The 21,007-nt window shown below is 65.7% G+C and carries 20 protein-coding genes; 15 read left to right on the top strand and 5 right to left on the bottom strand.

Features of this window, described 5'->3' with window-relative positions; translation table 11 throughout:
* Nucleotides 1-9 precede the first annotated feature (9 nt).
* On the top strand, nt 10-1,242 hold the full coding sequence (locus tag ACVWYQ_RS03280) for an NAD(P)/FAD-dependent oxidoreductase (protein WP_271546725.1): 1,233 nt from the start codon (nt 10-12) through the stop codon (nt 1,240-1,242).
* A gap of 84 nt (nt 1,243-1,326) precedes the next feature.
* Here the strand turns inward: ACVWYQ_RS03280 and ACVWYQ_RS03275 are convergent, their stop codons facing one another.
* The 3 genes from ACVWYQ_RS03275 to ACVWYQ_RS03265 form a co-directional block, all read right to left on the bottom strand.
* Complete coding sequence (locus ACVWYQ_RS03275; protein WP_404541356.1) at nt 1,327-2,661, bottom strand: dicarboxylate/amino acid:cation symporter; 1,335 nt, start codon at nt 2,659-2,661, stop codon at nt 1,327-1,329.
* Between the two features lie 82 nt (nt 2,662-2,743).
* Complete coding sequence (locus ACVWYQ_RS03270) at nt 2,744-3,301, bottom strand: biotin transporter BioY (protein WP_404546223.1); 558 nt, start codon at nt 3,299-3,301, stop codon at nt 2,744-2,746.
* 89 nt (nt 3,302-3,390) lie between these two features.
* Entirely contained in the window at nt 3,391-4,578 is a 1,188-nt protein-coding gene (locus tag ACVWYQ_RS03265) for a pyridoxal phosphate-dependent aminotransferase (protein WP_456725419.1), read from the bottom strand.
* Nucleotides 4,579-4,783: 205 nt separating this feature from the next.
* Between ACVWYQ_RS03265 and ACVWYQ_RS03260 the strand changes: the two genes are divergently transcribed.
* The 3 genes from ACVWYQ_RS03260 to ACVWYQ_RS03250 all read left to right on the top strand — a co-directional run bounded on the left by ACVWYQ_RS03260 (nt 4,784) and on the right by ACVWYQ_RS03250 (nt 8,136).
* Complete coding sequence (locus ACVWYQ_RS03260) at nt 4,784-6,184, top strand: M48 family metalloprotease (protein ID WP_036022887.1); 1,401 nt, start codon at nt 4,784-4,786, stop codon at nt 6,182-6,184.
* 96 nt (nt 6,185-6,280) lie between these two features.
* Nucleotides 6,281-7,048, top strand: a complete 768-nt coding sequence (locus ACVWYQ_RS03255) for a DsbA family protein (protein ID WP_036022886.1) — start codon at nt 6,281-6,283, stop codon at nt 7,046-7,048.
* A 209-nt stretch (nt 7,049-7,257) separates the two neighbouring features.
* Nucleotides 7,258-8,136 (top strand): DUF1236 domain-containing protein, encoded by an 879-nt coding sequence (locus ACVWYQ_RS03250; RefSeq protein WP_456725418.1) that lies wholly within the window; start codon nt 7,258-7,260, stop codon nt 8,134-8,136.
* 107 nt (nt 8,137-8,243) lie between these two features.
* Here the strand turns inward: ACVWYQ_RS03250 and ACVWYQ_RS03245 are convergent, their stop codons facing one another.
* Nucleotides 8,244-9,380 carry a helix-turn-helix transcriptional regulator gene (locus tag ACVWYQ_RS03245; protein ID WP_456725417.1) on the bottom strand — a complete coding sequence of 379 codons (1,137 nt, stop codon included), beginning with the start codon at nt 9,378-9,380 and terminating at the stop codon, nt 8,244-8,246.
* A 230-nt stretch (nt 9,381-9,610) separates the two neighbouring features.
* On the opposite strand from ACVWYQ_RS03245, the gene ACVWYQ_RS03240 reads away from it, so the two are divergent.
* The 9 genes from ACVWYQ_RS03240 to aat all read left to right on the top strand — a co-directional run bounded on the left by ACVWYQ_RS03240 (nt 9,611) and on the right by aat (nt 18,234).
* Nucleotides 9,611-10,867 carry a YadA-like family protein gene (locus ACVWYQ_RS03240; RefSeq protein WP_456725416.1) on the top strand — a complete coding sequence of 419 codons (1,257 nt, stop codon included), beginning with the start codon at nt 9,611-9,613 and terminating at the stop codon, nt 10,865-10,867.
* Between the two features lie 67 nt (nt 10,868-10,934).
* The gene (locus tag ACVWYQ_RS03235; protein WP_246732384.1) at nt 10,935-11,489 is read left to right on the top strand and encodes a hypothetical protein; all 555 of its coding nucleotides are present in this window, start codon (nt 10,935-10,937) and stop codon (nt 11,487-11,489) included.
* A gap of 396 nt (nt 11,490-11,885) precedes the next feature.
* On the top strand, nt 11,886-12,353 hold the full coding sequence (gene aroQ / locus ACVWYQ_RS03230) for a type II 3-dehydroquinate dehydratase (RefSeq protein WP_157285922.1): 468 nt from the start codon (nt 11,886-11,888) through the stop codon (nt 12,351-12,353).
* Between the two features lie 35 nt (nt 12,354-12,388).
* Nucleotides 12,389-12,877 (top strand): acetyl-CoA carboxylase biotin carboxyl carrier protein, encoded by a 489-nt coding sequence (gene accB, locus ACVWYQ_RS03225; protein ID WP_157285923.1) that lies wholly within the window; start codon nt 12,389-12,391, stop codon nt 12,875-12,877.
* Between the two features lie 82 nt (nt 12,878-12,959).
* Nucleotides 12,960-14,318 carry an acetyl-CoA carboxylase biotin carboxylase subunit gene (gene accC / locus ACVWYQ_RS03220; protein ID WP_456725415.1) on the top strand — a complete coding sequence of 453 codons (1,359 nt, stop codon included), beginning with the start codon at nt 12,960-12,962 and terminating at the stop codon, nt 14,316-14,318.
* A 105-nt stretch (nt 14,319-14,423) separates the two neighbouring features.
* A complete protein-coding gene (locus tag ACVWYQ_RS03215) occupies nt 14,424-15,950 on the top strand; it encodes a sensor histidine kinase (RefSeq protein WP_404541365.1) in 1,527 nt (508 codons plus the stop codon).
* Nucleotides 15,947-16,387: a response regulator gene (locus ACVWYQ_RS03210; RefSeq protein ID WP_036000093.1), complete on the top strand. Its 441-nt coding sequence runs from the start codon at nt 15,947-15,949 to the stop codon at nt 16,385-16,387. Before ACVWYQ_RS03215 ends, ACVWYQ_RS03210 begins: the two co-directional genes overlap by 4 nt.
* A complete protein-coding gene (locus ACVWYQ_RS03205) occupies nt 16,384-17,499 on the top strand; it encodes a sensor histidine kinase (protein WP_271546743.1) in 1,116 nt (371 codons plus the stop codon). The genes ACVWYQ_RS03210 and ACVWYQ_RS03205 overlap by 4 nt, the downstream gene beginning before the upstream one ends.
* 54 nt (nt 17,500-17,553) lie before the next feature.
* Nucleotides 17,554-18,234, top strand: coding sequence for a leucyl/phenylalanyl-tRNA--protein transferase (gene aat, locus ACVWYQ_RS03200; protein WP_271546745.1), 681 nt, complete (start codon nt 17,554-17,556; stop codon nt 18,232-18,234).
* 212 nt (nt 18,235-18,446) lie between these two features.
* Here the strand turns inward: aat and ACVWYQ_RS03195 are convergent, their stop codons facing one another.
* Nucleotides 18,447-19,475: a DUF2155 domain-containing protein gene (locus tag ACVWYQ_RS03195; protein ID WP_456725414.1), complete on the bottom strand. Its 1,029-nt coding sequence runs from the start codon at nt 19,473-19,475 to the stop codon at nt 18,447-18,449.
* 182 nt (nt 19,476-19,657) lie between these two features.
* On the opposite strand from ACVWYQ_RS03195, the gene ACVWYQ_RS03190 reads away from it, so the two are divergent.
* Nucleotides 19,658-20,716 (top strand): Na+-dependent transporter, encoded by a 1,059-nt coding sequence (locus ACVWYQ_RS03190; protein ID WP_456725413.1) that lies wholly within the window; start codon nt 19,658-19,660, stop codon nt 20,714-20,716.
* 26 nt (nt 20,717-20,742) lie between these two features.
* Entirely contained in the window at nt 20,743-20,997 is a 255-nt protein-coding gene (locus ACVWYQ_RS03185; protein ID WP_404541373.1) for a PepSY domain-containing protein, read from the top strand.
* Nucleotides 20,998-21,007 lie beyond the last annotated feature (10 nt).

Below are 21,007 nucleotides of genomic sequence, written 5' to 3'. Positions count from 1 at the left end.
TCAGCTGCGATGCAAAGCGCGATCATTCTCGGCGGCGGCATGGTGGGCGTGGGCGCCGCGCTGCATCTGCAGCGGCGCGGCTGGTCGGTGACGCTGGTCGATCGCAGGGAGCCGGGCCGCGAGACCAGCTACGGCAATGCCGGAATGATCCAGGCCGAGGCGGTACGCCCCTATCCGATGCCGCGCGACCTCGCTTCGCTCTTGAAGATCGCGACCGGCCGCACCAACGACGTGCGCTACAGCCTCTCTTCGCTGCATCTCCACGTCGAGCCCCTGCTCCGCTATTGGTGGCATTCGGCGCCGAAGCGGCATCGCGAGGCGATCGAGGCCTGGGCACGGCTGATCGCCTACGCAACGGCCGAGCACGACACCCTGATCCGCGAGGCGCATGCCGACAATCTCATCCGCCGCGCCGGCTACCGAGCGCTGTTTCGCGATCGCGCTTCGTTGGATCTCTCGATCAAGGCGGCGGAAGAAGATCAGCGTGAATTCGGCGTGAACTATCGCGTGCTGTCGGGCAGCGAGCTTGCCAGAGCCGAGCCGATCCTGCGTGACGATCTCCCGGGAGCGATCCATTGGCTCGACACCTGGACCGTGTCCGACCCCGGCGCGCTGGTCACGGCCTATGCCGAGTTGTTCGCGCGCCTCGGCGGCAGGATCGTGCTCGGTGATGCGCAGTCGCTGCGACAGACCGCGACCGGCTGGTCAGTGGACACCGACCAGGGCCGCATCGACGCTGCCCACGCCGTCGTGACGCTCGGGCCGTGGTCGCCTGATTTATTGTACAAATTCGGCTATCGCATCCCGCTGGTGCGCAAGCGCGGCTACCACATGCATTACAGCGGCGGCGCTTCGCTCGACCTTCCGCTGGTCGACAAGGCCCGTGGCTACGCCATGGGGCCGATGGCCAAGGGCATCCGCATCACCACCGGCGCCGAATTGACCGGCGCGGACGCACTCGCAACACCAGTGCAGCTCGCCAGCGCCGAAGCCTCGGCGCGCGAGCTGATCGACCTCGGCAAACGGGTCGAGCCGGATCCGTGGTTCGGCACGAGGCCCTGCACGCCCGACATGCTGCCGGTGCTCGGCCCCGCCCCGCGCCACCCCGGCCTCTGGATGAATTTCGGCCATGGCCATCAGGGCTTCACGCTGGGCCCTGCGACCGGACGCCTGCTCGCGGAGATGATGAGCGGCGAAACGCCTGCGGTCGATCCCACGCCGTATCGGCCCGAGCGATTTTAGCCCACAGAAGAAGGGCTGATCGAGCAGTTCGATCAGCCCTATTGCTTTAAGTCTGATAGCGCAGCTCGCGCTGCCAGAGCCCGATCAGTCCGTGGTGATCGCCGTCTCCATGTCGGTCGGATCGATCTCCTTGGCGAGATTGGCGTTGAGCTTGTCGCGGTCGAGCTCGCCTTCCCACCAGGCGACGATCACGCAGGCGACGCCGTTGCCGCACAGATTGGTCAGCGCCCGGCACTCGCTCATGAACTTGTCGATGCCGAGCACGATCGCCATACCCGGCACGAGGCGCGGATCGACCACCGCGAGCGTCGCCGCCAGTGTGATGAAGCCGGCGCCGGTGATGCCGGAGGCGCCCTTCGAGGTCAGCATCGCCACGACCAGGATGGTCATCTGCTGGGCGAAGGAGAGTTCGACGCCGAGCGCCTGCGCGATGAACAGCGTCGCCAGCGTCATGTAGATGTTGGTGCCGTCGAGGTTGAACGAATAGCCCGTGGGCACGACGAGGCCGACCACCGACTTGGAGCAGCCGAGCCGCTCCAGCTTCTCCATCATGGACGGCAGCGCGCTTTCCGAGGATGAGGTGCCGAGCACGATCAGCAGCTCGTCCTTGATGTAGGCGAGGAACTTGAAGATCGAGAACCCGGCCATGCGCGCGATGAGGCCGAGCACGACGAACACGAACAGCGCAGCCGTGACGTAGAACGTCGCGATCAGACCGAGCAGATTGAGGATCGCGCCGGTGCCGAACTTGCCGATCGTGTAGGCCATCGCACCGAACGCGCCGATCGGCGCCGCGCGCATCACGATCGAGATGACGCCGAACACCGCGTGCGCGGCATCGTCGATGAAGCTGCGGATGGTGTGGCCGCGCTCACCGAGGCTCATCAAGGCAAAGCCGAACAGCACCGCGAACAGCAGCACCTGAAGGATCTCGCCTTGCGCGAAGGCGCCGACCACGGTGTCCGGAATGATGTGCAGCACGAAGTCGACGGACTTTTGTCCAGCGGCCTGCTTGGCGTAATTGGCCACCGCCGCTTCGTTTGCCGCTCCGCCACCGAAGCCGGACCCCGGCTTGACGAGATTGCCGACGACGAGGCCGAGCACCAGCGCGAAGGTCGAGACGACCTCGAAATAGACCAGCGCCTTGACGCCGATGCGTCCGACCTTCTTGGCGTCCTGGATGTGGGCGATGCCGGAGACCACGGTGCAGAAGATGATCGGGGCGATCACCATCTTGATCAGCTTGATGAAGCCGTCGCCGAGCGCCTTGATCCAATCGTTGGTGGCGACGGACGGCCACAGCCATCCGACGATGGCGCCGAGCACGATGGCGATCAGCACCTGGATGTAGAGGACTTTGTACCACGGCTTGGCGGCGGGCGGCGCGACCGGCGCCTCCGCTATTGTTGTCGTCGTCATCGTTTCACTTCCCCTCAAAGCGCTGGGCCAGCCAAGATCAACTTGGCCGGCCCGTTAATTGGAGCTGCAAATTGTGGCAGGTTTAACCGCGGCGATCGACGATGCGGCGCGCGGCCGGCATCAACGCCGCGCCGAGCGCATTCTTGACCAGCGAACCCGCAATGAACGGCACGATGCCGACCTGCCAAGCTTTCGCTGCGCCGAGATCGAGGCCAAAGGCCAACCAGCCGAAGCCGGCGGCAAGAATGACCACATGGCCGGCGGCCATCGCTGCAAACAGCAGCACGACGCTGCGATCCCAGCCGCGCTCGGCGAGCCAACCGGTCACGAAAGCTGCCACAACGAAACCGAACAGATAGCCTGCGGTCGGCCCGACGAGCGGCGCGATCCCACCCACAGGGCCTGCAAACACCGGAAGTCCGAGCGCGCCCTCGGCGAGGTAAGCGATCATGGTTGCGCTGCCAAGGCGCCAGCCATAGGCGGCACCGATCATCAGCACCACCAAAGTCTGCAGCGTCATTGGCACGTAGGGCAGCGGCAGATTTACCTTGGCCGACAGCGCCATCAGCGCGGTGCCGAGCGCAATCAGCACGACGGCACGCAGCGTGCCGACGGCTTCGCCCGGTTGCGTCGGCCACATCAATGCGGCGAGAGAGGAATGTGGCGTTGCCGCGGACGGGGTGGAACGGTCAGGCACGTCGAACTCCGGAGGGCTGTCGAAACTGGCGGCTATTTAAGCCAGTGAGCGATCCGGTCAACTGCCTCCCGCATCTCATCGAGCGAGCGTGCATAGGAAAAGCGGATGAATGAACGGCCATGGACAGGATCAAAGTCGAGGCCGGGCGTTGTCGCCACGCGCGCCTGCTCCAGCATCTGCTTTGCGAATTCAAAACTGTCCGAGGTGAAATCCGAGACGTCGGCATAGAGATAGAAGGCGCCGTCAGCCGGCAGGAATCTCGTCAGTCCGGCCTTGGGCAAGCCATCGATCAGGACGCGCCGGTTTTCCTGGTAGCCGTGCTTGATCGCCTCCATCTCGGCCGTGCCGTCGAAGGCAGCCTCCGCTGCGATCTGCGACAGCGCGGGCACCGAGATCGAGAGGTTCTGCTGTAGCCGCTCGATCGGCCGCACAAGGATCTCGGGCACCACCATCCAGCCGACGCGCCAGCCCGTCATGCAAAAATACTTCGAGAACGAATTGATCACGAGCGCGTGCTCGGATAGCGCGGCCGCCGTCACGGCCGGCAACGCGTAATCGAGCCCGTGATAGATCTCATCGGAGATGAAGCGGATGCCGGCATCTTCCGCCGCCGCGATCAGGCCGGCGAGCGCTTCACGGGACATCATCGTGCCCGTCGGATTGGCGGGGCTGCCGACCAGAACACCCTTCAGCGGTGCCTTGCGATGCGCCGCGAGCAGGGCCTCGCCGGTCAGCGCGTGACGCGTTTCGTTCGTGGTCTCGATCAGCACCGGCTCGCAGCCGAGCGCGGTCAGGATATGTCGATACGGCGGATAGCCCGGCACCGTCACGGCGACGCGATCGCCAGGTTCGAACATCGACAGGAAGGCCAAGATGAAGCCGCCCGATGAGCCCGTCGTCACCACGATCCGCTCGGGGCTGACATCGCAGCCATAGGTGTCGCGATAATGGCGCGCGATGCGCGCGCGCAGACCGGGGATGCCGAGCGCGGAGGTGTAGTCGATCCGTCCGGCCTCGAGCGCCGCATGGGCGGCCGCGATCGCAGTCCTGGGGGCGCCGGCCGCGGGCTGGCCGACCTCCATATGGATCACATGACCGCCGGCGGCCTCGATTCGGGCCGCCGCGGCCATGACGTCCATCACCATGAACGGGGGAACATCGCTGCGGCGGGAGGGCTCGAGCCACTGCCCCAACCGGTTCCTCAATGTCGCGTCGCGCATCGATTTCTGCTATTGGCTGGCGAACCGGTCCGTCCGGTCCGTAAACGGGGCGCTTGTGCCCCAGACTGGCCGCATTGTACGGCTCATAAGGGCACCGTTCACAAGGGCATATCGCGTATCCGGTCCGCCGCCAATCACCAAAACCAATCACTGAACTGCTTGACCAAGATCACTTGACCGAGCCCCTTTTGACCAAGACCGCTTGATGTCGCTCCAGATCGCATTGCGCAAGAAGGCCTCCGCCCTCACCGCCCTCGTCACGGCCACGGCGATCGCGCTGACGCCGTTCTCGGCCGCGCGCGCTCAGGCCAAGGGGCCGCCGGTCCTGCGCGACACCGAGACCGAGCAGCTGCTGCGCGAATACACGCGTCCGATCCTGCGCGTTGCGGGTCTGGAGAAGCACAACATCCAGATGGTGATCATCAACGACGGCTCGTTCAACGCCTTCGTCGCGGATGGCCGCCGCATCTTCGTCAATTGGGGCGCGATCCTGCAATCGGAGACGCCGAACCAGATCATCGGCGTGCTCGCGCACGAGACCGGACATCTGGCGGGCGGCCATCTGTCCAAGCTGCGAGAGCAGCTCGCCGCCGCCCAGACCCAGATGATCATCGCGATGCTGCTCGGCGCCGGCGCGATTGCGGCCGGCAGCACGCAGCGCAGCAGCGTAGGCAACAACGGGCTCGCCAATGCTGGCGCGGCCGCCATCGCCGCTCCGCAGGAGGTGATCCGCCGCACGCTGCTGTCCTACCAGCGCCAGCAGGAGGAGAATGCCGACCGCGCCGGCGTGAAGTTCCTGGCTGCGACCCAGCAATCGCCCAAGGGCATGTACGAGACGTTCAAGCGCTTCACCAGCGAGAGCCTGTTCGCCGCGCGCGGTGCCGATCCCTACCTGCAGTCGCATCCGATGCCGGCCGAGCGCGTCGCCGCGCTACAGGAGTTCGCAAGCTCCAGCCCCTACTGGAACAAGAAGGACGATCCCGCGCTCCAGCTTCGGCACGACATGGTCCGCGCCAAGATCTCCGCCTTCATGGAGCGGCCGGAGACGGTGTACCGCCGCTATCCCCAGACCAACGACAGCCTGCCGGCGCGCTATGCCCGCGCCATCAGCACCTATCTGCACGGTGATCTGCGCAGCGCGCTCGCCCAGATCGACGCGCTGATCCAGGTGCAGCCGAACAACCCGTATTTCTACGAGGTGCGCGGCCAGGCGCTCCTGGAAAGCGGCAAGGCGGCCGAAGCGATCGCTCCCTTGCGCAAGGCCGTCGCCCTCTCGAACAACGCCCCCCTCATCGAGATGTTACTTGGGCAGGCTCTGGTCGGAACCGATAATAAGGCCTACACCGACGATGCCGTTCGGATTCTCCGCGCCGCGGTGGCCCGGGAGCCCGAGGCGGCGCTCGGGTATACCCAGCTCGCGATGGCCTATGGCCGGAAGGGAGATTATGCGGAGGCAGATCTCGCCTCGGCCCAGGCCGCATATTTGCGCGGCGACAACAAAACCGCCCGCGAGCTTGCCACGCGCGCGAAAACACGTTTCGCCGTCGGCACCCCCGGATGGGTCAAGGCCGACGACATCGTGGCGGCGAAGCCGCCGCGCAACTGACGCAAACTCGAACGACGCCCGACCACGACGTCACGACACCGGGCCTGAATCCGCCGGGACGTTCTCGAAACCTGCTTTGGATAAGAGGATTTGACTATGCCTTCGCTGCGCCTGCTCGCTCCTGCCCTGTTCGCGCTCGCCATGTTCGGCGCAGCCGTGCCCGCCTCGGCCGACAGTTTCTCCGACAGCCAGCGCACCGAGATCGAGAAGATCATCAAGAACTATCTCGTCAGCCATCCCGAGGTGCTCGAGGAGGCCATGGCCGAGCTCAGCAAGCGCCAGGCCGCGGCCGAAACGCAGAAGCACCAGGCCAGCATCGCGCAGAACGCCGAGGCGATCTTCAACTCGCCGCGCCAGGTCGTGCTCGGCAACAGGGACGGCGACGTCACCTTCGTCGAGTTCTTCGACTACAATTGCGGCTATTGCAAGCGTGCTATGGACGACATGCTGACCATCATGAAGGGCGATCCGAAGCTGAAGGTGGTGCTGAAGGAATTTCCGGTGCTGAGCCAGGGCTCGGTGGAAGCGGCGCAGGTCGGGGTCGCCGTGCGCATGCAGGATCCCTCCGGCAAGAAATATCTCGACTTCCATCAGAAGCTGCTCAGCGGCCGCGGCGCCGCCGACAAGGCCCGCGCGATGCAAGCCGCCAAGGAAGCCGGTCTCGACACGGCTCGCATCGAGAAGGACATCGCCAGCCCCGAGGTGCGCGCCACCCTCGAGGAGAATTTCAAGCTCGCCGAAGCGATGGGCATGAACGGTACGCCGAGCTACGTGATCGGCAAGCAGATCGTGATCGGTGCCGTCGGTGTTGAAAGCCTGAAGGAGAAGATCGGCATTGCCCGTTGCGGCAAGGCGACTTGCTGATCACAGTTTTACGATAGCGAGAACACAAAAAGGCCGGCAGACATGCCGGCCCTTTTTCTTGCGCTGAACGTTGGCGCCTTCGTGCAAAGTCATTCATCTGGCGTTCAACAAACAAAAGCCGCGGAACAGTCGAAGTTCCGGAACAACTCAAATCCCCTTTCGTTGTCGGCGCGGGCAATGACGCGAATGAACACGTGAGGAGAATTTCGATGTTGAACCGCTTTATGATTTCGGTTGCCGCAGTCGCGCTCGTCGCGGGCACTGGCCTCGCGAACGCGCAGGGCAATATGGGCCGCGACAGCGGCGGCGCCGCCGGTGGCGCGCAGATGCAGCATTCGCAACCTTCCGGCGGCGCTGCTGAGCGCGGTGGCTCGATGAGCCAGGACAAGGGGACCGTTGGCCAGGCCGGCGGCTCCGGGACGATGAAGTCCGAAGACAAGTCCGGCGCGATGAAGGACGAGCGCTCCTCGGGCGGCGCGATGAACAAGAACGCGGCAGAGGACAAGTCTGGTACCACCAAGGGCCAGCGCACCGATGATCGCGCGCAGGGCCAGATGGACAAGTCCCAGCAGGACAAGTCCAAGAGCATGAGCCAGGACACCAGCAAGTCCGGTGCTAAGGACCAGAAGGACATGAAGGCTGAGGGCAGCAAGAGCGGCACCTCGACCACCGAGACCCGACAGGGCACCGGCACCACGAGCACCAACCAGAATGCTCAGGGCCAGACCGGCACCAGCACCAACCAGAACGTGCAGGGTCAGACTGGCACCAGCTCGACCCAGAACGCGCAGGGCCAGAGCTCGACCACGGTCGGCCAAGCCGGCGCCGCTGCCAAGCTTTCGACTGAGCAGCGCACGCAGATCACGTCAGTGATCCGCGAGCAGCGCGTCGCCCCGGTGACCAACGTGAACTTCTCGATCTCGGTCGGCACTCGCATTCCGCGGGAGGGCATCACCCTTCACGCTCTGCCGTCGCGGGTCGTGTCGATCTATCCGGAATGGCGGAGCTACAAGTACGTCCTCGTCCGGGAAGAGATCGTCATCGTCGATCCGGACACCTACGAGATCGTGGCTGTGCTGAACGTCTGACGCAGAACACGGCAATCTGAGGGGCGGGCAGCGATGCCCGCCCTTCTTTTCTCTTGGTGCCGCCAATTCTGAAGCGGTCGTACGCGCGCTGTCCTCAAGCTCCCAGACTAACGTCCGAAGTTGCGGACCAACGCTACCAGGGCGGCCTGATTATGCACGGCGGCCTTGCCGAAGACGCTTTTCAGATTTTGCCGCACAGTGCCGACTCGAATCTTCAGACGTGCGGCGATTGGCGTCACGCCCAGCCCGCCCGCCAGCAGGCACACGATCTGGCATTCGCGCGCCGTGAGCCCAAACGTCTCGATGAGCGCCCTTTCGTCGATCTGCGGCGGCGCGTCCGGCTCCTTGATGAAGATGATGACGCGCGGTGAGCGCATCCCGGGCTCGGGAAGACCAAGTCGCCAGACCGGCATGACGTCGAGCAGCAACGGCAATCGCCCGCCAGAGCGCGCCACACTCAATCGCCGCCCATGATCGGCCGCCGACGTGGCGGCCTCCGCAATGGCATGCTGGAGCCGATCGGTGATGGCTGCGGTCGCGGCTTGCAACGCGCCTGCGACTTGAGAGAGCCCGTCCCGTTGATTGAGGATCTGGCGTGCACGCGTGTTGACAACCAGCAGACGGCCCGCCGCGTCAAGTACGATCGCGGCATCCGCGAGCCGTTCGATTACGGCCGTCAGTCCCGCCACTCGATCATTCCCGGTCCGCAACCGCCGGTGCAGCTGTTGCGCGCGTGTCAAATGGGGAAACAGTTGCTCCAATGCGTGCGCCTCGCGCTCCAGAAAGGGGCCTTTCGAGCGGGTGCGGCAGGAAGCGATCTGAAGCCACGGATTCTGCGAGCCGTTCCATACCGTGAGGCCGTAATATCTTTTCATCGGCCGCAGGATCTCGTTATAAAATTCGGTTTGCTCGAATTCGGCGTCGGCCATTAACTGATCGCCGGTGAGTGCGGTGCCCGCTGCCAGGCTGGGAGAACGCCGGTCCATGATCGGCCCAAGCATGCGAGCCGCGTCCGGCGACAGCAAGCGCGCGACATCGGACTGGTCGATTCCGGCCTTCGCGATCAGCGGCGCCGTGACATCCGAGCCATGGTCTATGACAAGAAAGCTGTGCTCGGCACCCAGCCGCCGGTTCAAGCCATCGAGGGCCGCGGGCCAGGTGCTCGGCTCCAGCGCCGCCTGGTAGAACATCTCGATGAGTGCGAGCCCTTCTCGATCCACGCCGCCGTCCTGCTTCCGGAACACTGCAAGTCGCATATTTGCGGGAACTGCACCGCAGCGAAATGGGGTCTGCTGCTTGTTTTTGTCGCATCCAAAGGCGGTGTGACGGTCCTGCAACACGCAGGGCAATAGCACGAGATCACTACCGTTTGGGCAATGCGGCCCGCACAGGTTTCAACGATCAATCCCTGCGTGAGCACCGCGGAATCTCAATGCGGCTGCCTTGCAGCAGGGGCTGGTCGATGAGGGACAGATTGAAACCGACACGCTTCCAGACGCCCGCGTGGCTTCTCCTAAGGAGCCTGCTGGGCGGCGGGCTCCGGCGCAGTCTTGCCGCAGCGGCCGGCATCATGACGGCAGCGGGAATCTCTCCCGCCTTCGCTTTTTGTTACTCCAGCGGGGCAGGTCTCACCGGACAGTGCAACGCCTTTCCGACGACCGGCTTTGCCACGGCAGTCGGCCAAACGGCGGCCGCGGATGGCGCCAGCGCTACTGCCTACGGCGCTGCAGCCTGGGCGAACGGCGAAAACGCGACCGCGACCGGCAGCGGCAGCGAAGCGAACGGCGCCAGCGCGACTGCGACCGGCCAGGGAAGTTACGCGAACGGCGCCTTCGCAACCGCGACTGGCCAGGACAGCCTAGCGAACGGCGGGTTCGCGACCGCGACGGGTGCCGGAGCGAATGCCAACGGCGCCACCGCGAGCGCCTATGGACAGGGTAGCAGCGCCATCGGGAACGGCACCACCGCCATCGGCACAGCCAGCGTCGCGAGCGCCACCGGTGCAACTGCCGTGGGTGTCAGCGCGCAGGCCACCGCGCTCGGCGCGGTCGCGGTCGGCGTCAATTCTGCCGCCACGGGCGTCAATGCTATCGCAATCGGCAATGGCGCGAGCGCCACCGGTTCGATCGCCGTCGGTGCCGCGGCCGCAGCAGCAAACGGCGGTGCAGCGTTCGGCGATGCTACGGTCGCGACCGGCTCCAATGCGACGGCCATCGGCCCGAACGCAACGGCGACATTCGCCAATTCGACGGCCATCGGCAACGGCGCGACCGCGACCGCCGCCAACCAGGTCTCGATCGGCACGAGCTCCAACACCTACCGCATGTCGGGCATTGCCTCGGCCGCAAGTCTCGCGGCGCAGTCCGGCCCGACTTCGATTGTCACCGCCGACGCCAACGGCAATCTTGCCGCAGCTCCTTTCAGCACGCAGGATATTTCAAGTCTCCAAACCAACGTGTCCGTGCTGCAGGGCAACGTCGCAACGTTGCAGACGCAGATGCGTCAGGCCTTTGAGGGAACGGCGATCGCCATCGCCATGGGCGGCTCCGCGCTGCCGTCGGACAAGAAGTTCGCGATCTCGACCAACTGGGGCACCTTCCGCGGGCAAAACGCCATGAGCCTGGGCGCACAGATGCGGTTGAACGACTACGTTGTCCTCAATGGCGGGGTCGCCGCCGGCTTTGCGCAAGGCGGCGTCGGCGGACGCGCCGGAGTAACCGTCGCATGGTGACGGCAGCGTGATGACAAGCAGGCGGCACGGCTGGCGAGTGCTGGTGTTCGCGGCCGGGCTGTTGGGAATGACATCCGGCAGCCATGCGCAGACGCCTGCCTCGCCTGCGCCAAAGCCTGCGCAGATCGACCGTAACGGGGTGGTCATCCTGATCAGATCGACGCTGCTGGCGCTGGACCAGGCCAACAAGACAGGCAACTACACGGTGCTGCGTGACATCGGCGCGCCTGGATTCCAGAGCAACACGGCGGCGCGGCTCGGCGAGATCTTCGCTAAACTGCGCAACGACAATCTCGATCTCTCCGGCGTTGCCGTGATCGATCCGCAGCTCAATTTGCTGCCGCAGATCGAGGCCAACGGCATGATGCGCATGGCCGGTTTTTTTCCGTCGGTGCCGACCCAGGTCAATTTCGATCTAGCGTTCGCTCCGGTGAATGGACAATGGCGGCTGTTCGGCCTTTCCGTGTCGATCGGACAGGCCGCGCCCGCTGCGCCCGAACCACCAGCCGCCCAAAAGCAGCCCACTCCCCCGAACAGCGGCAAGCCGGCCGCGGCTGCGAAGCCAGCACCCATCCCCGCCATCAAGCCCCTGCCGTCGGACACCGGTCAGCAATCGAAATAGATCGAGCTTTCCGCGGCGACTTCGCCGAAAGCCCTGCGGCTCCAGAACTGCTGGGGATCCAGTCGTGGCGGTTGACCGGCACGGTGGCGCGACGACCGCTCCTCCCCGCGAGAGGCGCGCGGATCCAGCCAACCGCCCGATGACGGCTGGAAGGCCTGCACGGTAGCGTCCCCTTTGCGCACGCTGAGAGCTTGGCTCCAGGGCTGCGGCAGCTGGCCAGCGCTCGGCTGCTTGTCCTTGAGGACGGTTTACAAGTATTTTCCGTGACTTCCGCACAGGTTTTTGCGCACTGGATGAGGCGGTTGAACCCGCCGCTGAGGCCCTTCAAGGCTTCCCCTCACGCGCTTTGTTACCTATAACCCCCGCCACGCCGAAACACCTCTTTCCGGGATTGGAATGGCCGAACCTGCAACCGACACGATCCTCGTCCTGAACGGGCCGAACCTCAACATGCTGGGGACCCGCGAGCCCGACAAGTATGGCCATGCGACGCTGGCCGACGTCGAGGCGCTGTGCCGGGACACGGCCGCGACGTTCGGCCTGAAGGCGGACTGCCGGCAATCCAACCGCGAAGGCGAGCTGATCGATTTCATCCACGAGGCGCATCGGCGCAAGATGAAGGGCATCATCATCAATGCCGGCGGCTATTCCCACACCTCGATCGCACTGCACGATGCGCTGCTCGCGGTGCAGATTCCGACGGTCGAGGTGCATGTGACGAACATCCACGCCCGCGAGAGCTTTCGTCACCATTCCTACACCGCGCGCGCGGCTTTCGCCTCGCTCTGCGGTTTCGGCATCGAGGGCTACCGCCTCGCCATCCAGGGCCTTGCCGCCAAGCTCGGCATCAAGCCCAACGCCTGACGCTCCCTTCCAACAGAACATTCGGATCAAACAACATGGCGCGCCAGCCAGACGACAAAGCAGCCGCAAAGTTTTCCAGCGAGGATTCCGCGCTCGTCCGCGAGCTGGCACTTCTGCTCGATGAGACCAGCCTCACCGAGATCGAGATCGAGCGAGCGGGTCTGCGCCTGCGCGTCGCCCGCAACATCAGCGTTGCCGCGACCATGCCGATGCAGGTGACGGCTCCTCCGGCCGCCCTGCCGCTGGCAGCAAGCCCCGCGGTCCCTGCCGCGGCCGATCTGTCGAAGCATCCCGGCGCCGTGACCTCGCCGATGGTCGGCACGGCCTATTGGGCGCCGGAGCCGGGCGCAAAGCCGTTCATCGACGTCGGCGCCAAGGTCTCGGTCGGCCAGACCCTGCTGATCATCGAAGCCATGAAGACGATGAACCAGATCCCCTCGCCGCGCGCCGGCACGGTGACGCAGATCCTGGTCGAGGATGGCCAGCCGGTCGAGTACGGCGAGCCGCTGGTGATCATTGAGTGACGCGAATGGGGAATAGCGAATAGCGAATGGCGTCAGCCTTCCCTACTCGCCATTCGCCACTCGCCATTCGCTGCAGGACAACATGTTCGACAAGATCCTCATAGCCAACCGCGGCGAGATCGCCCTTCGCATCCTCAGGGCCTGCAAGGAGCTCGGGATCGCCACCGTCGCCGTGCACTCCACCGCCGACGCCGATGCCATGCATGTGCGGCTGTCGGACGAGAGCGTCTGCATCGGGCCGCCGGCGTCCAAGGACAGCTATCTCAACGTGCCCGCCCTGCTCGCGGCCTGCGAGATCACCGGCGCCGATGCCGTGCATCCCGGTTACGGCTTCCTCTCCGAGAACGCGCGCTTTGCGGAAATCCTCGCCGAGCACAATCTGCACTTCATCGGTCCGAAGGCCGAGCACATCCGCCTGATGGGCGACAAGATCGAGGCCAAGAAGACCGCCAAGCGCCTCGGCATCCCCGTGGTGCCCGGCTCGGACGGCGCCGTCGGTCCCGACGACGATGCGATGGCGATCGCGAGGAAAATCGGCTTCCCCGTGCTGGTGAAGGCGGCGGCGGGCGGCGGCGGCCGCGGCATGAAGGTCGCGCACAGCGAGGCCGACCTGCAGCTGGCGCTGTCGACGGCGGCCAACGAGGCCAAATCCGCCTTTGGCGATGCTTCCGTCTATCTGGAAAAATACCTGCAGAAGCCGCGCCACATCGAGATTCAGATCCTCGGCGATGGCCGCGGCGGCGCGATCCATCTCGGCGAACGCGACTGCTCGCTGCAGCGGCGCCACCAGAAGGTCTGGGAGGAAGGCCCCTCGCCCGTGCTCGCTGCCGCCGCGCGCGCCAAGATCGGCGAGACCTGCGCGAAAGCGATGCGCGAGATGAAATATCTCGGCGTCGGCACCATCGAATTCCTGTTCGAGGACGGCGAGTTCTACTTCATCGAGATGAACACCCGCATCCAGGTGGAACATCCCGTCACCGAGAGCATCACCGACATCGACCTCGTGCTGGAGCAGATCCGCATCGCCGCCGGCGGCGACCTGCCGGCCAGGCAGGGCGAAGTCCAGGTCATCGGCCATGCGATCGAGTGCCGCATCAACGCCGAGAATCCGCAGACCTTCCGCCCCTCGCCCGGCCGGATCCTGCAATATCATCCGCCCGGCGGCCTCGGGGTGCGGATCGATTCCGCCGTCTACCAGGGCTACACGATCCCGCCCTATTACGACTCCCTCGTTGGCAAGCTGATCGTGCACGGCAAGACCCGCGCCGAATGCCTGATGCGGCTGCGCCGCGCCTTGGACGAGATGGTGGTCGAAGGCATCGAGACCACGCTGCCGCTGTTCCGCGCGCTGGTGCGCGAAGCCGACATCATCAACGGCGACTACCACATCCACTGGCTGGAGCAGTACCTGGCCGGCAAGGCGGAACCAGCGCCGCGATAATCACATGCTCTCATGGAACCCCTTGCCTCCAATCGCGTTCTGGATGGTTGGGGCAGTTCCAAGGGGGCGTTTTGAACTCCATTGCCTGCAGACAGGTGAACCGTCGTGACGGCTGAAGGCCAGCGACGGCGCGCATTCTGGCAGATCCTGCTGTTCGCGGCGGGCCTTTTGGTGCTGACCGTGATCAGCGCCGGTTCCGTCTACCTCGTCAACAAGGCGCGGGAGGATAGCAAATGGGTGGTTCACACCATCGAGGTGGAGAACCAGATCAATGCCCTGCTGCTGGAGATCCGACGTGCAGAGAGCGGCGCCCGTGGCTACCTGTTGACCGGGGAAGACAACTTCAGGACTGACCATGAAAAGGCCGTGGCCGCCATCATCCCGGCCCTCGACAAGCTCACCCGCCAGAGCGTCGACAATCCGGGGCAACGCGAGAATGTCGAGAAGCTGAGCACGGCGATTGAAACCCGGCTCAGCCAGTTCGCGCAGGAAATGGCCTTCATTCGGCAAGGCCAGGCGGACAAGGCCACGGCACTGGTGCGTGAGCTGGCAGCCCAGGACGCCACGGCGAGGATCGCCAGCGTCGCCAACACGATGATGCGGGAGGAGGAGCGGCTGTTCCGCCTCCGCACGACCAACTCCGACCGCAGCCAGACCCTGGCCGCCTCGATGACCGGAATCGGCTCCGGCCTCGTTGTGGTGCTGGCGCTGATCTCGATCTGGCTGGTGCGGCGTTCGGCACGCGTGCGCGACGAAGCCGAAGCGCGCCTGCGCGAGGCCTACGCCAACCTCGAGACCGTCGTCGACGAACGCACGGCGGACCTGCGCGAGGCCAACGACGAAATCCAGCGCTTTGCCTATATCGTCAGCCATGATCTGCGCTCGCCACTCGTCAACATCATGGGCTTCACCAGCGAGCTCGATGAGCTCGGCGGCGACATCTTCCGCCGCATCGGCAGCCTCGCGCACGCCCCCGCGGAAGGAGCGCCGCTCGCGCCCGCCGCGCCGGGTGAGATCGCGCTGGAGGGCGGCGACAAGCAGCTCCAGGAGGATTTCTCCGAAGCGCTCGGCTTCATCAAATCGTCGATCGCCAAGATGGACCGGCTGATCTCGGCCATCCTCAATCTCACCCGCGAGGGCCGGCGCGAATTCCAGCCGGTGAAGGTCGACACCCGCGAGCTGATCGAGGCCATCGTGACGACGCTGGCGCACCAGGCCGCCGAGGCGCAGGCCGAGATTCACGTCGAGCCCCTGCCGGACCTCGTGAGCGACCGTCTCGCCCTCGAGCAGATCTTCTCCAATTTGATCGACAATGCCATCAAATATCTCAAGCCCGGCGTGCCCGGCGAGATCAGAATCCGCGGGCGGACCAAGCTCGGCTACGCTATCTTCGAGGTCAGCGACAACGGCCGCGGCATCGATCCCAAGGACCACCAGCGGATATTCGACCTGTTCCGCCGCGCGGGAACCCAGGACAAGCCCGGCCAGGGCATTGGTCTTGCCCATGTGCGTGCACTTGTGCGTCGCCTCGGCGGCACCATGTCGGTATCATCGGAACTCAACACGGGCAGCACCTTCACGATCACGCTGCCGATCGCCTGGAACGTGAGCAACCGGAACAGAGATCGATGACCCAGCCTGTCACCATCATCATGGTCGAGGACGACGAGGGCCATGCCCGTCTGATCGAGCGCAACATCCGCCGCTCGGGCGTCAACAACGAGATCGTCTCCTTCACCACCGGGACCGACGCCATGCGGCACCTGTTCGGCGCCGACGGCTCCGGGCTCGTGCAGAAGGGCAACGCGCTCCTGATCTTGCTCGACCTCAACCTCCCCGACATGACCGGGATCGACATCCTGAAGCAGATCAAGGAGAACAAATACCTGAAGGCCTCGCCCGTGGTGGTGCTGACCACCACCGACGATTCCCAGGAGATCAAGCGCTGCTACGAGCTCGGCTGCAACGTCTACATCACCAAGCCCGTCAACTACGAGAATTTCGCCAACGCCATCCGGCAGCTCGGTCTGTTCTTCTCGGTCATCCAGGTCCCGCCCGCCGCCACATGAACCAGCGCACGCCGACACTGCTCTACATTGACGACGACGGGGCGCTGGCGCGCCTGGTCGATCGCGGCCTGACGCGGCGCGGCTTCCGGGTCGTCCATGCCGCGAGCGGCGAGGAAGGGCTCGCGCGCATCCGCCGTGCCGCCGCCCAGAACAGCACCGAAGGCGGCATCGACGTCGTCGCGCTCGATCAGTACATGCCGGGCCTCGACGGGCTCGAGACGCTTGAGCAGATCATGGCGATCCCGGACGCGCCGCCCGTCGTGTTCGTGACCGCCTCGCAGGATTCCAGCATCGCGGTGACGGCGCTCAAGGCGGGAGCGGCCGACTATCTGGTCAAGGACGTCCAGGGCGACTTCATCCCGCTCCTCCACGTCGCGGCCGAAGGCGCGCTACGCCAGGCCGAGCTGCAACGGGCGCGCGAGGAAGCCGAGGCCGAGATCCACGCCTCGCGCGACCGCTACGCGGCGCTCGCCGCCGAACGCGAGCTCCTGCTGCGCGAGGTCAACCACCGCGTCGGCAACTCGCTTCAGATCATCGCCTCGCTGCTGCACCTGCAGGCAAGCTCCGCCGCGCAGGACGAGGTCAAGGCGGCGCTGACCAACGCGATGGGTCGCGTCGCCGCGGTGGCGCAGGTGCACCGCCGCCTCTACACCTCGCAGGACCTCAAGAGCGTGGTCCTCAATCAATATCTGGACTCGCTGCTCGAGGATCTCAGGCGGTCGGCCGAGGGCAACCGCATGTCGCGCCTGACTTTGAAAGCCGAGCCGATCGAGATCGATCCGGACCGTGCGGTCGCCGTCGGCATCATCGTCAACGAGCTGGTGATGAACGCGGTGAAATACGCCTATCCTGACGGCGCCGGCCCGATCCATGTCGAGCTGATCTCGCAAGGCGACGACCTCCTGCTCTCGATCACCGACGACGGCGTCGGCGACAACGCCAAGGCCGATCCGCGCTCCACCGGCATGGGCCAGCGCATCGTCGCGGCCATGGCCACCAAGCTCGACGCCACGGTCGAGCGCGATCCCGCGCATTCCGGAACCCGGGTCGTGCTGAAGTTCGGCCGCATGCTCGCAAGCGTCGGCAAAACCAGCACCGCTGCCGCGAGCTGAGCGGTCCGGCGCACCCATCGCAACTGCATTGCGATCCTGCTATGATGGCAAGCCATGACTTCGCGCGACTCCGCCCCGTCTGAAATCACGCCGGCCGTGCTGCTGCGCGCTTATGCCTGCGGCATCTTTCCGATGGCGGAAAGCGCCGACGATCCGACCCTGTTCTGGGTCGAGCCGGAGCTGCGCGGTGTCATCCCGCTCGACGGCTTCCGCGTCGCCTCGCGCCTTGCGCGCACGGTGCGCTCGGATCAGTTTCGCGTCACCGTCAACACCGCGTTCAAGGCGACCATCGCCGGCTGCGCGGCGCCGCAAGTGGGCCGCGAGGACACCTGGATCAACAAGCGCATCCGCGACCTCTATGGCGGGCTGTTCGAGCTCGGCCATTGCCACAGCGTCGAAGCCTGGCAGGGCGACGAGCTCGTCGGCGGTCTCTACGGCGTCAGTCTGGGGCGGGCCTTCTTCGGCGAGAGCATGTTCCACACCGTGCGCGATGCCTCGAAGGTCGCGCTGGTGCATCTGGTCGCGCGGCTCATTCACGGCGGCTTCGAGCTGCTCGACACCCAATATGTCACCGAGCACCTGAAGAGCTTCGGCGCCGTCGAGATCTCGCGGCGACGCTACACCGCGCTGCTCGACAGGGCGCTGGCCGGCGAGCCCGGCGATTTCCTGAAGCTCTCCGCCGGCGAAGCGATCCCGGGCGCAAGCGCCCTCGAAATCATCGCCTCGCGGCAATAACCAGCGACCGGACTGGCGGTCAGGAGTCGTTCACCTCTCCCGAAGGGAGAGGTCGGAGCGCATCGTAGATGCGGTCCGGGTGAGGGGTTCAAGTCTCACGGAGTGCCTCAGCCCCTCACCCGGATTGCTCAGGCGCGCAATGCGCGCCATAGCAATCCGACCTCTCCCCGTCGGGGAGAGGTGAAGAGCCCGCCGAACCCAACTCCATCAGGTTAGCGGCCAAATCCGGGGATGCCGAACAGGCCTGGGCGCTGCTCCGGTGGTGGCGGCGGTGGCGGCGCCGGTTGCTGCTGCTGGATCGGCGGCAGCGGCTGCGGCGGGCGCTGCTGCACCTGCTTGGGCGCGGCCTTCTTCTGCGCGGGCGGCGGTGGCGGCGGCTTGGCCGCGGCCGGATCCGGTGCCGCCGTCGCCACAGTCTGCTGCGGCTCTTTGCAGTCGGTCAGCCAGATGTCGTAGATCGGATGCTCGACGCCGTGCAGGCCGGGGCTCGCCGCGTACATCCAGCCCGAGAAGATCCGCTTCACCTCGCCCTGCAAGGTGATCTCGTCGACCTCGACGAAGGCGTCGGTGTTGGCCGCTTCAGTCGCCGGACGCGTGTAGCAGGCGTTGGTCTTGACGCGGAGCGCACCGAACTGGACGGTCTCGCCGATCTCCTCGTCGAAATTGATGATGCGCCCGGTGATCTTGTCGAGGCCGGAGAAGGTCGCCTTCTTGTTCACGATCTTCTGGGCCGGCGGCTCCGTTACGACCTCGTCGCCCGGCTGGAGGCTGGCCGGCGTCTGCGGCACGCCGCCCTTCTGCTGGGGCTGCCGCTGACCGGGCGCTCCGGGAGCGCCTTGCGGACCCGGCGGATTGATCGCGGCCGAGGGCGGCTGGTTCGGCGGCGCGAGGGTCGAGCCCGGCGGCGGTGCTAGGGGCTGGGTCTCGACCGGCCCGGGCATCACGTTGCCCTGCCGGCCCGGAGGCGGCGGCATCGGGCGCGACGGCAGCACCCGGCCCTGCGGCGGCAGCTCCGGCACCTCTTCGTCGTCCTCGGGCATCTGCTGCGGCTGGGACTGGCCGCGCGGAATGCTGCCGGGCGGCCGCAGCGGCGGCGGATCGGAGAAGATCGTGCCGATCTGCGCACTTGCCGGCGTCGCAGCCGTCAGTGCGGTGGCGGCCAAAAGCGCCGCAAGACCGGTCAGGGAAAAGGTTTTGAACATTTCGCGCGGCTTCAACAGCGAATCGGGCTCGTTGGACATTCTACAGGGGATACCGCCGCTCGCAGGCCTTCCGGTTAACACGCCGAATACGGCGGGGGAAGGGCGGCATCCCTGCCCTTCCCGGCCCGGTCTGGCCAGGCCGGCTCCCGGATGGGATAGTCCTGAGCCCCCTCCCCGGGGCCGAATGCGGGTATGCCCCCGAACCGACAATCCCGACAGAAATGCCCTCCCTCCTCGAAGCCGCCCTCGCCCTCCCCCTGCGTGCCCTCGCATGGCTCGGTGGCCAGGGCACGCGCGCGGTGGCGGCGATTGCCTTCATCGCGGTCGCGGTGCCGGCGCTCGGCGCGCTGCTGCGCCCCTACGTCACCGAGGCCATCTTCCTTCTGCTCTGCATCTCCTTCATGCGCGTCGATCTCGTCGCGCTGTACGGACATCTGCGCCGGCCGGCGCTGGTCGCGGCCGCCACGGCCTGGACCACGATCGGTGTGCCGCTGATCGTCGCCCTCCTCGCCCAGGGAAGCGGGCTCGACAAAAGCTCACCCGGTCTCTTCCTCGCGCTGATGCTCCAGGGCATGGCTTCGCCGATGATGGCAGCGCCCGCGCTCGCCGCGCTGATCGGCCTCGACGCCACGCTGCCGCTGGTCACCCTGGTCACCGCGACCGCGCTCGTGCCCTTCACCGCCTCGCTGTTCGCGAGCCTCTTTCTCGGCGGCATGCTCAGCATCTCGCCGCTCGCGCTCGGCCTGAAGCTGCTCGGAATCCTCGCCGCATCGCTGCTGGCCGCGACCGTCATCCGCCGCTTGTTCGGCACCGAGGCGATCCAGCGCCACAAGCAGCCGATCGACGGCTTCAACATCCTCATCCTGCTGGTCTTCGCATCCGCCGTCATGGGCGACGTGGCGCACGATTTCGTCGCCGATCCGCTGTTTGCGATCACTGTCGCACTGCTCGCCTTCGCGGTCTATTTCACCCTGCTCGCCGTCACGACATTGATTTTTCGCCGCGCCGGCACCGAGCGCGCCTTCGCCATCGGCCTGATGGTGTCACAGCGCAATCTCGGCCTGATGCTGGCGGCAACCGCCGGCGCATTGCCGCCCACCACCTGGCTCTATTTCGCGCTGACGCAGTTTCCGATTCACCTTGCGCCCTACATGCTGATGCCGATCGCGCGGCGACTGAGAGTGCGCGCAAATGCGCCCGACGAGGCAACCAAGACTGACGCACCCTCGTTCGCGTCGCACCGACGCAGGGGAGGAACATCCGTTCAGGACCCCGGTTGAAGCCTCTAACCGCAAGGAGGTTAGCGATGAAGTTCGCCATGATTCTGGTTCTCGGCTCGCTTGCCATGGGCTCGGCAGCGAGGGCCGATCAACCCGGACCTGACTGGATGCCGATGGAACAAGTGAAAGCCAAGCTCATGGAGTCCGGCTATTCACAGGTCACCAAGCTTGAAGCCGACGATGGCCAGTGGGAGGGCGAGGGAGTCAAGAACGGCCAGAAGATGGAATTCCACGCCGATCCCAAAACTGGCGCCATCGTGAGCGAAAAGCCGGATAAGTGAACATCGCCGC

It is taken from the genome of Bradyrhizobium sp. USDA 3397 (genome assembly GCF_054060965.1).
This window is presented reverse-complemented; position numbering and strand designations above follow the sequence as displayed.

Coding starts and splice junctions, on each gene's coding strand:
- ACVWYQ_RS03190 (WP_456725413.1), top strand. CDS start 19,658: ATGCCCTCCCTCCTCGAAGCCGCCCTCGCCCTCCCCCTGCGTGCCCTC.
- aat (WP_271546745.1), top strand. CDS start 17,554: ATGACTTCGCGCGACTCCGCCCCGTCTGAAATCACGCCGGCCGTGCTG.
- ACVWYQ_RS03260 (WP_036022887.1), top strand. CDS start 4,784: ATGTCGCTCCAGATCGCATTGCGCAAGAAGGCCTCCGCCCTCACCGCC.
- ACVWYQ_RS03185 (WP_404541373.1), top strand. CDS start 20,743: ATGAAGTTCGCCATGATTCTGGTTCTCGGCTCGCTTGCCATGGGCTCG.
- ACVWYQ_RS03205 (WP_271546743.1), top strand. CDS start 16,384: ATGAACCAGCGCACGCCGACACTGCTCTACATTGACGACGACGGGGCG.
- ACVWYQ_RS03255 (WP_036022886.1), top strand. CDS start 6,281: ATGCCTTCGCTGCGCCTGCTCGCTCCTGCCCTGTTCGCGCTCGCCATG.
- aroQ (WP_157285922.1), top strand. CDS start 11,886: ATGGCCGAACCTGCAACCGACACGATCCTCGTCCTGAACGGGCCGAAC.
- ACVWYQ_RS03235 (WP_246732384.1), top strand. CDS start 10,935: ATGACATCCGGCAGCCATGCGCAGACGCCTGCCTCGCCTGCGCCAAAG.
- accC (WP_456725415.1), top strand. CDS start 12,960: ATGTTCGACAAGATCCTCATAGCCAACCGCGGCGAGATCGCCCTTCGC.
- ACVWYQ_RS03210 (WP_036000093.1), top strand. CDS start 15,947: ATGACCCAGCCTGTCACCATCATCATGGTCGAGGACGACGAGGGCCAT.
- ACVWYQ_RS03250 (WP_456725418.1), top strand. CDS start 7,258: ATGTTGAACCGCTTTATGATTTCGGTTGCCGCAGTCGCGCTCGTCGCG.
- accB (WP_157285923.1), top strand. CDS start 12,389: ATGGCGCGCCAGCCAGACGACAAAGCAGCCGCAAAGTTTTCCAGCGAG.
- ACVWYQ_RS03280 (WP_271546725.1), top strand. CDS start 10: ATGCAAAGCGCGATCATTCTCGGCGGCGGCATGGTGGGCGTGGGCGCC.
- ACVWYQ_RS03265 (WP_456725419.1), bottom strand. CDS start 4,578: ATGCGCGACGCGACATTGAGGAACCGGTTGGGGCAGTGGCTCGAGCCC.
- ACVWYQ_RS03270 (WP_404546223.1), bottom strand. CDS start 3,301: ATGTGGCCGACGCAACCGGGCGAAGCCGTCGGCACGCTGCGTGCCGTC.
- ACVWYQ_RS03275 (WP_404541356.1), bottom strand. CDS start 2,661: ATGACGACGACAACAATAGCGGAGGCGCCGGTCGCGCCGCCCGCCGCC.
- ACVWYQ_RS03195 (WP_456725414.1), bottom strand. CDS start 19,475: ATGTCCAACGAGCCCGATTCGCTGTTGAAGCCGCGCGAAATGTTCAAA.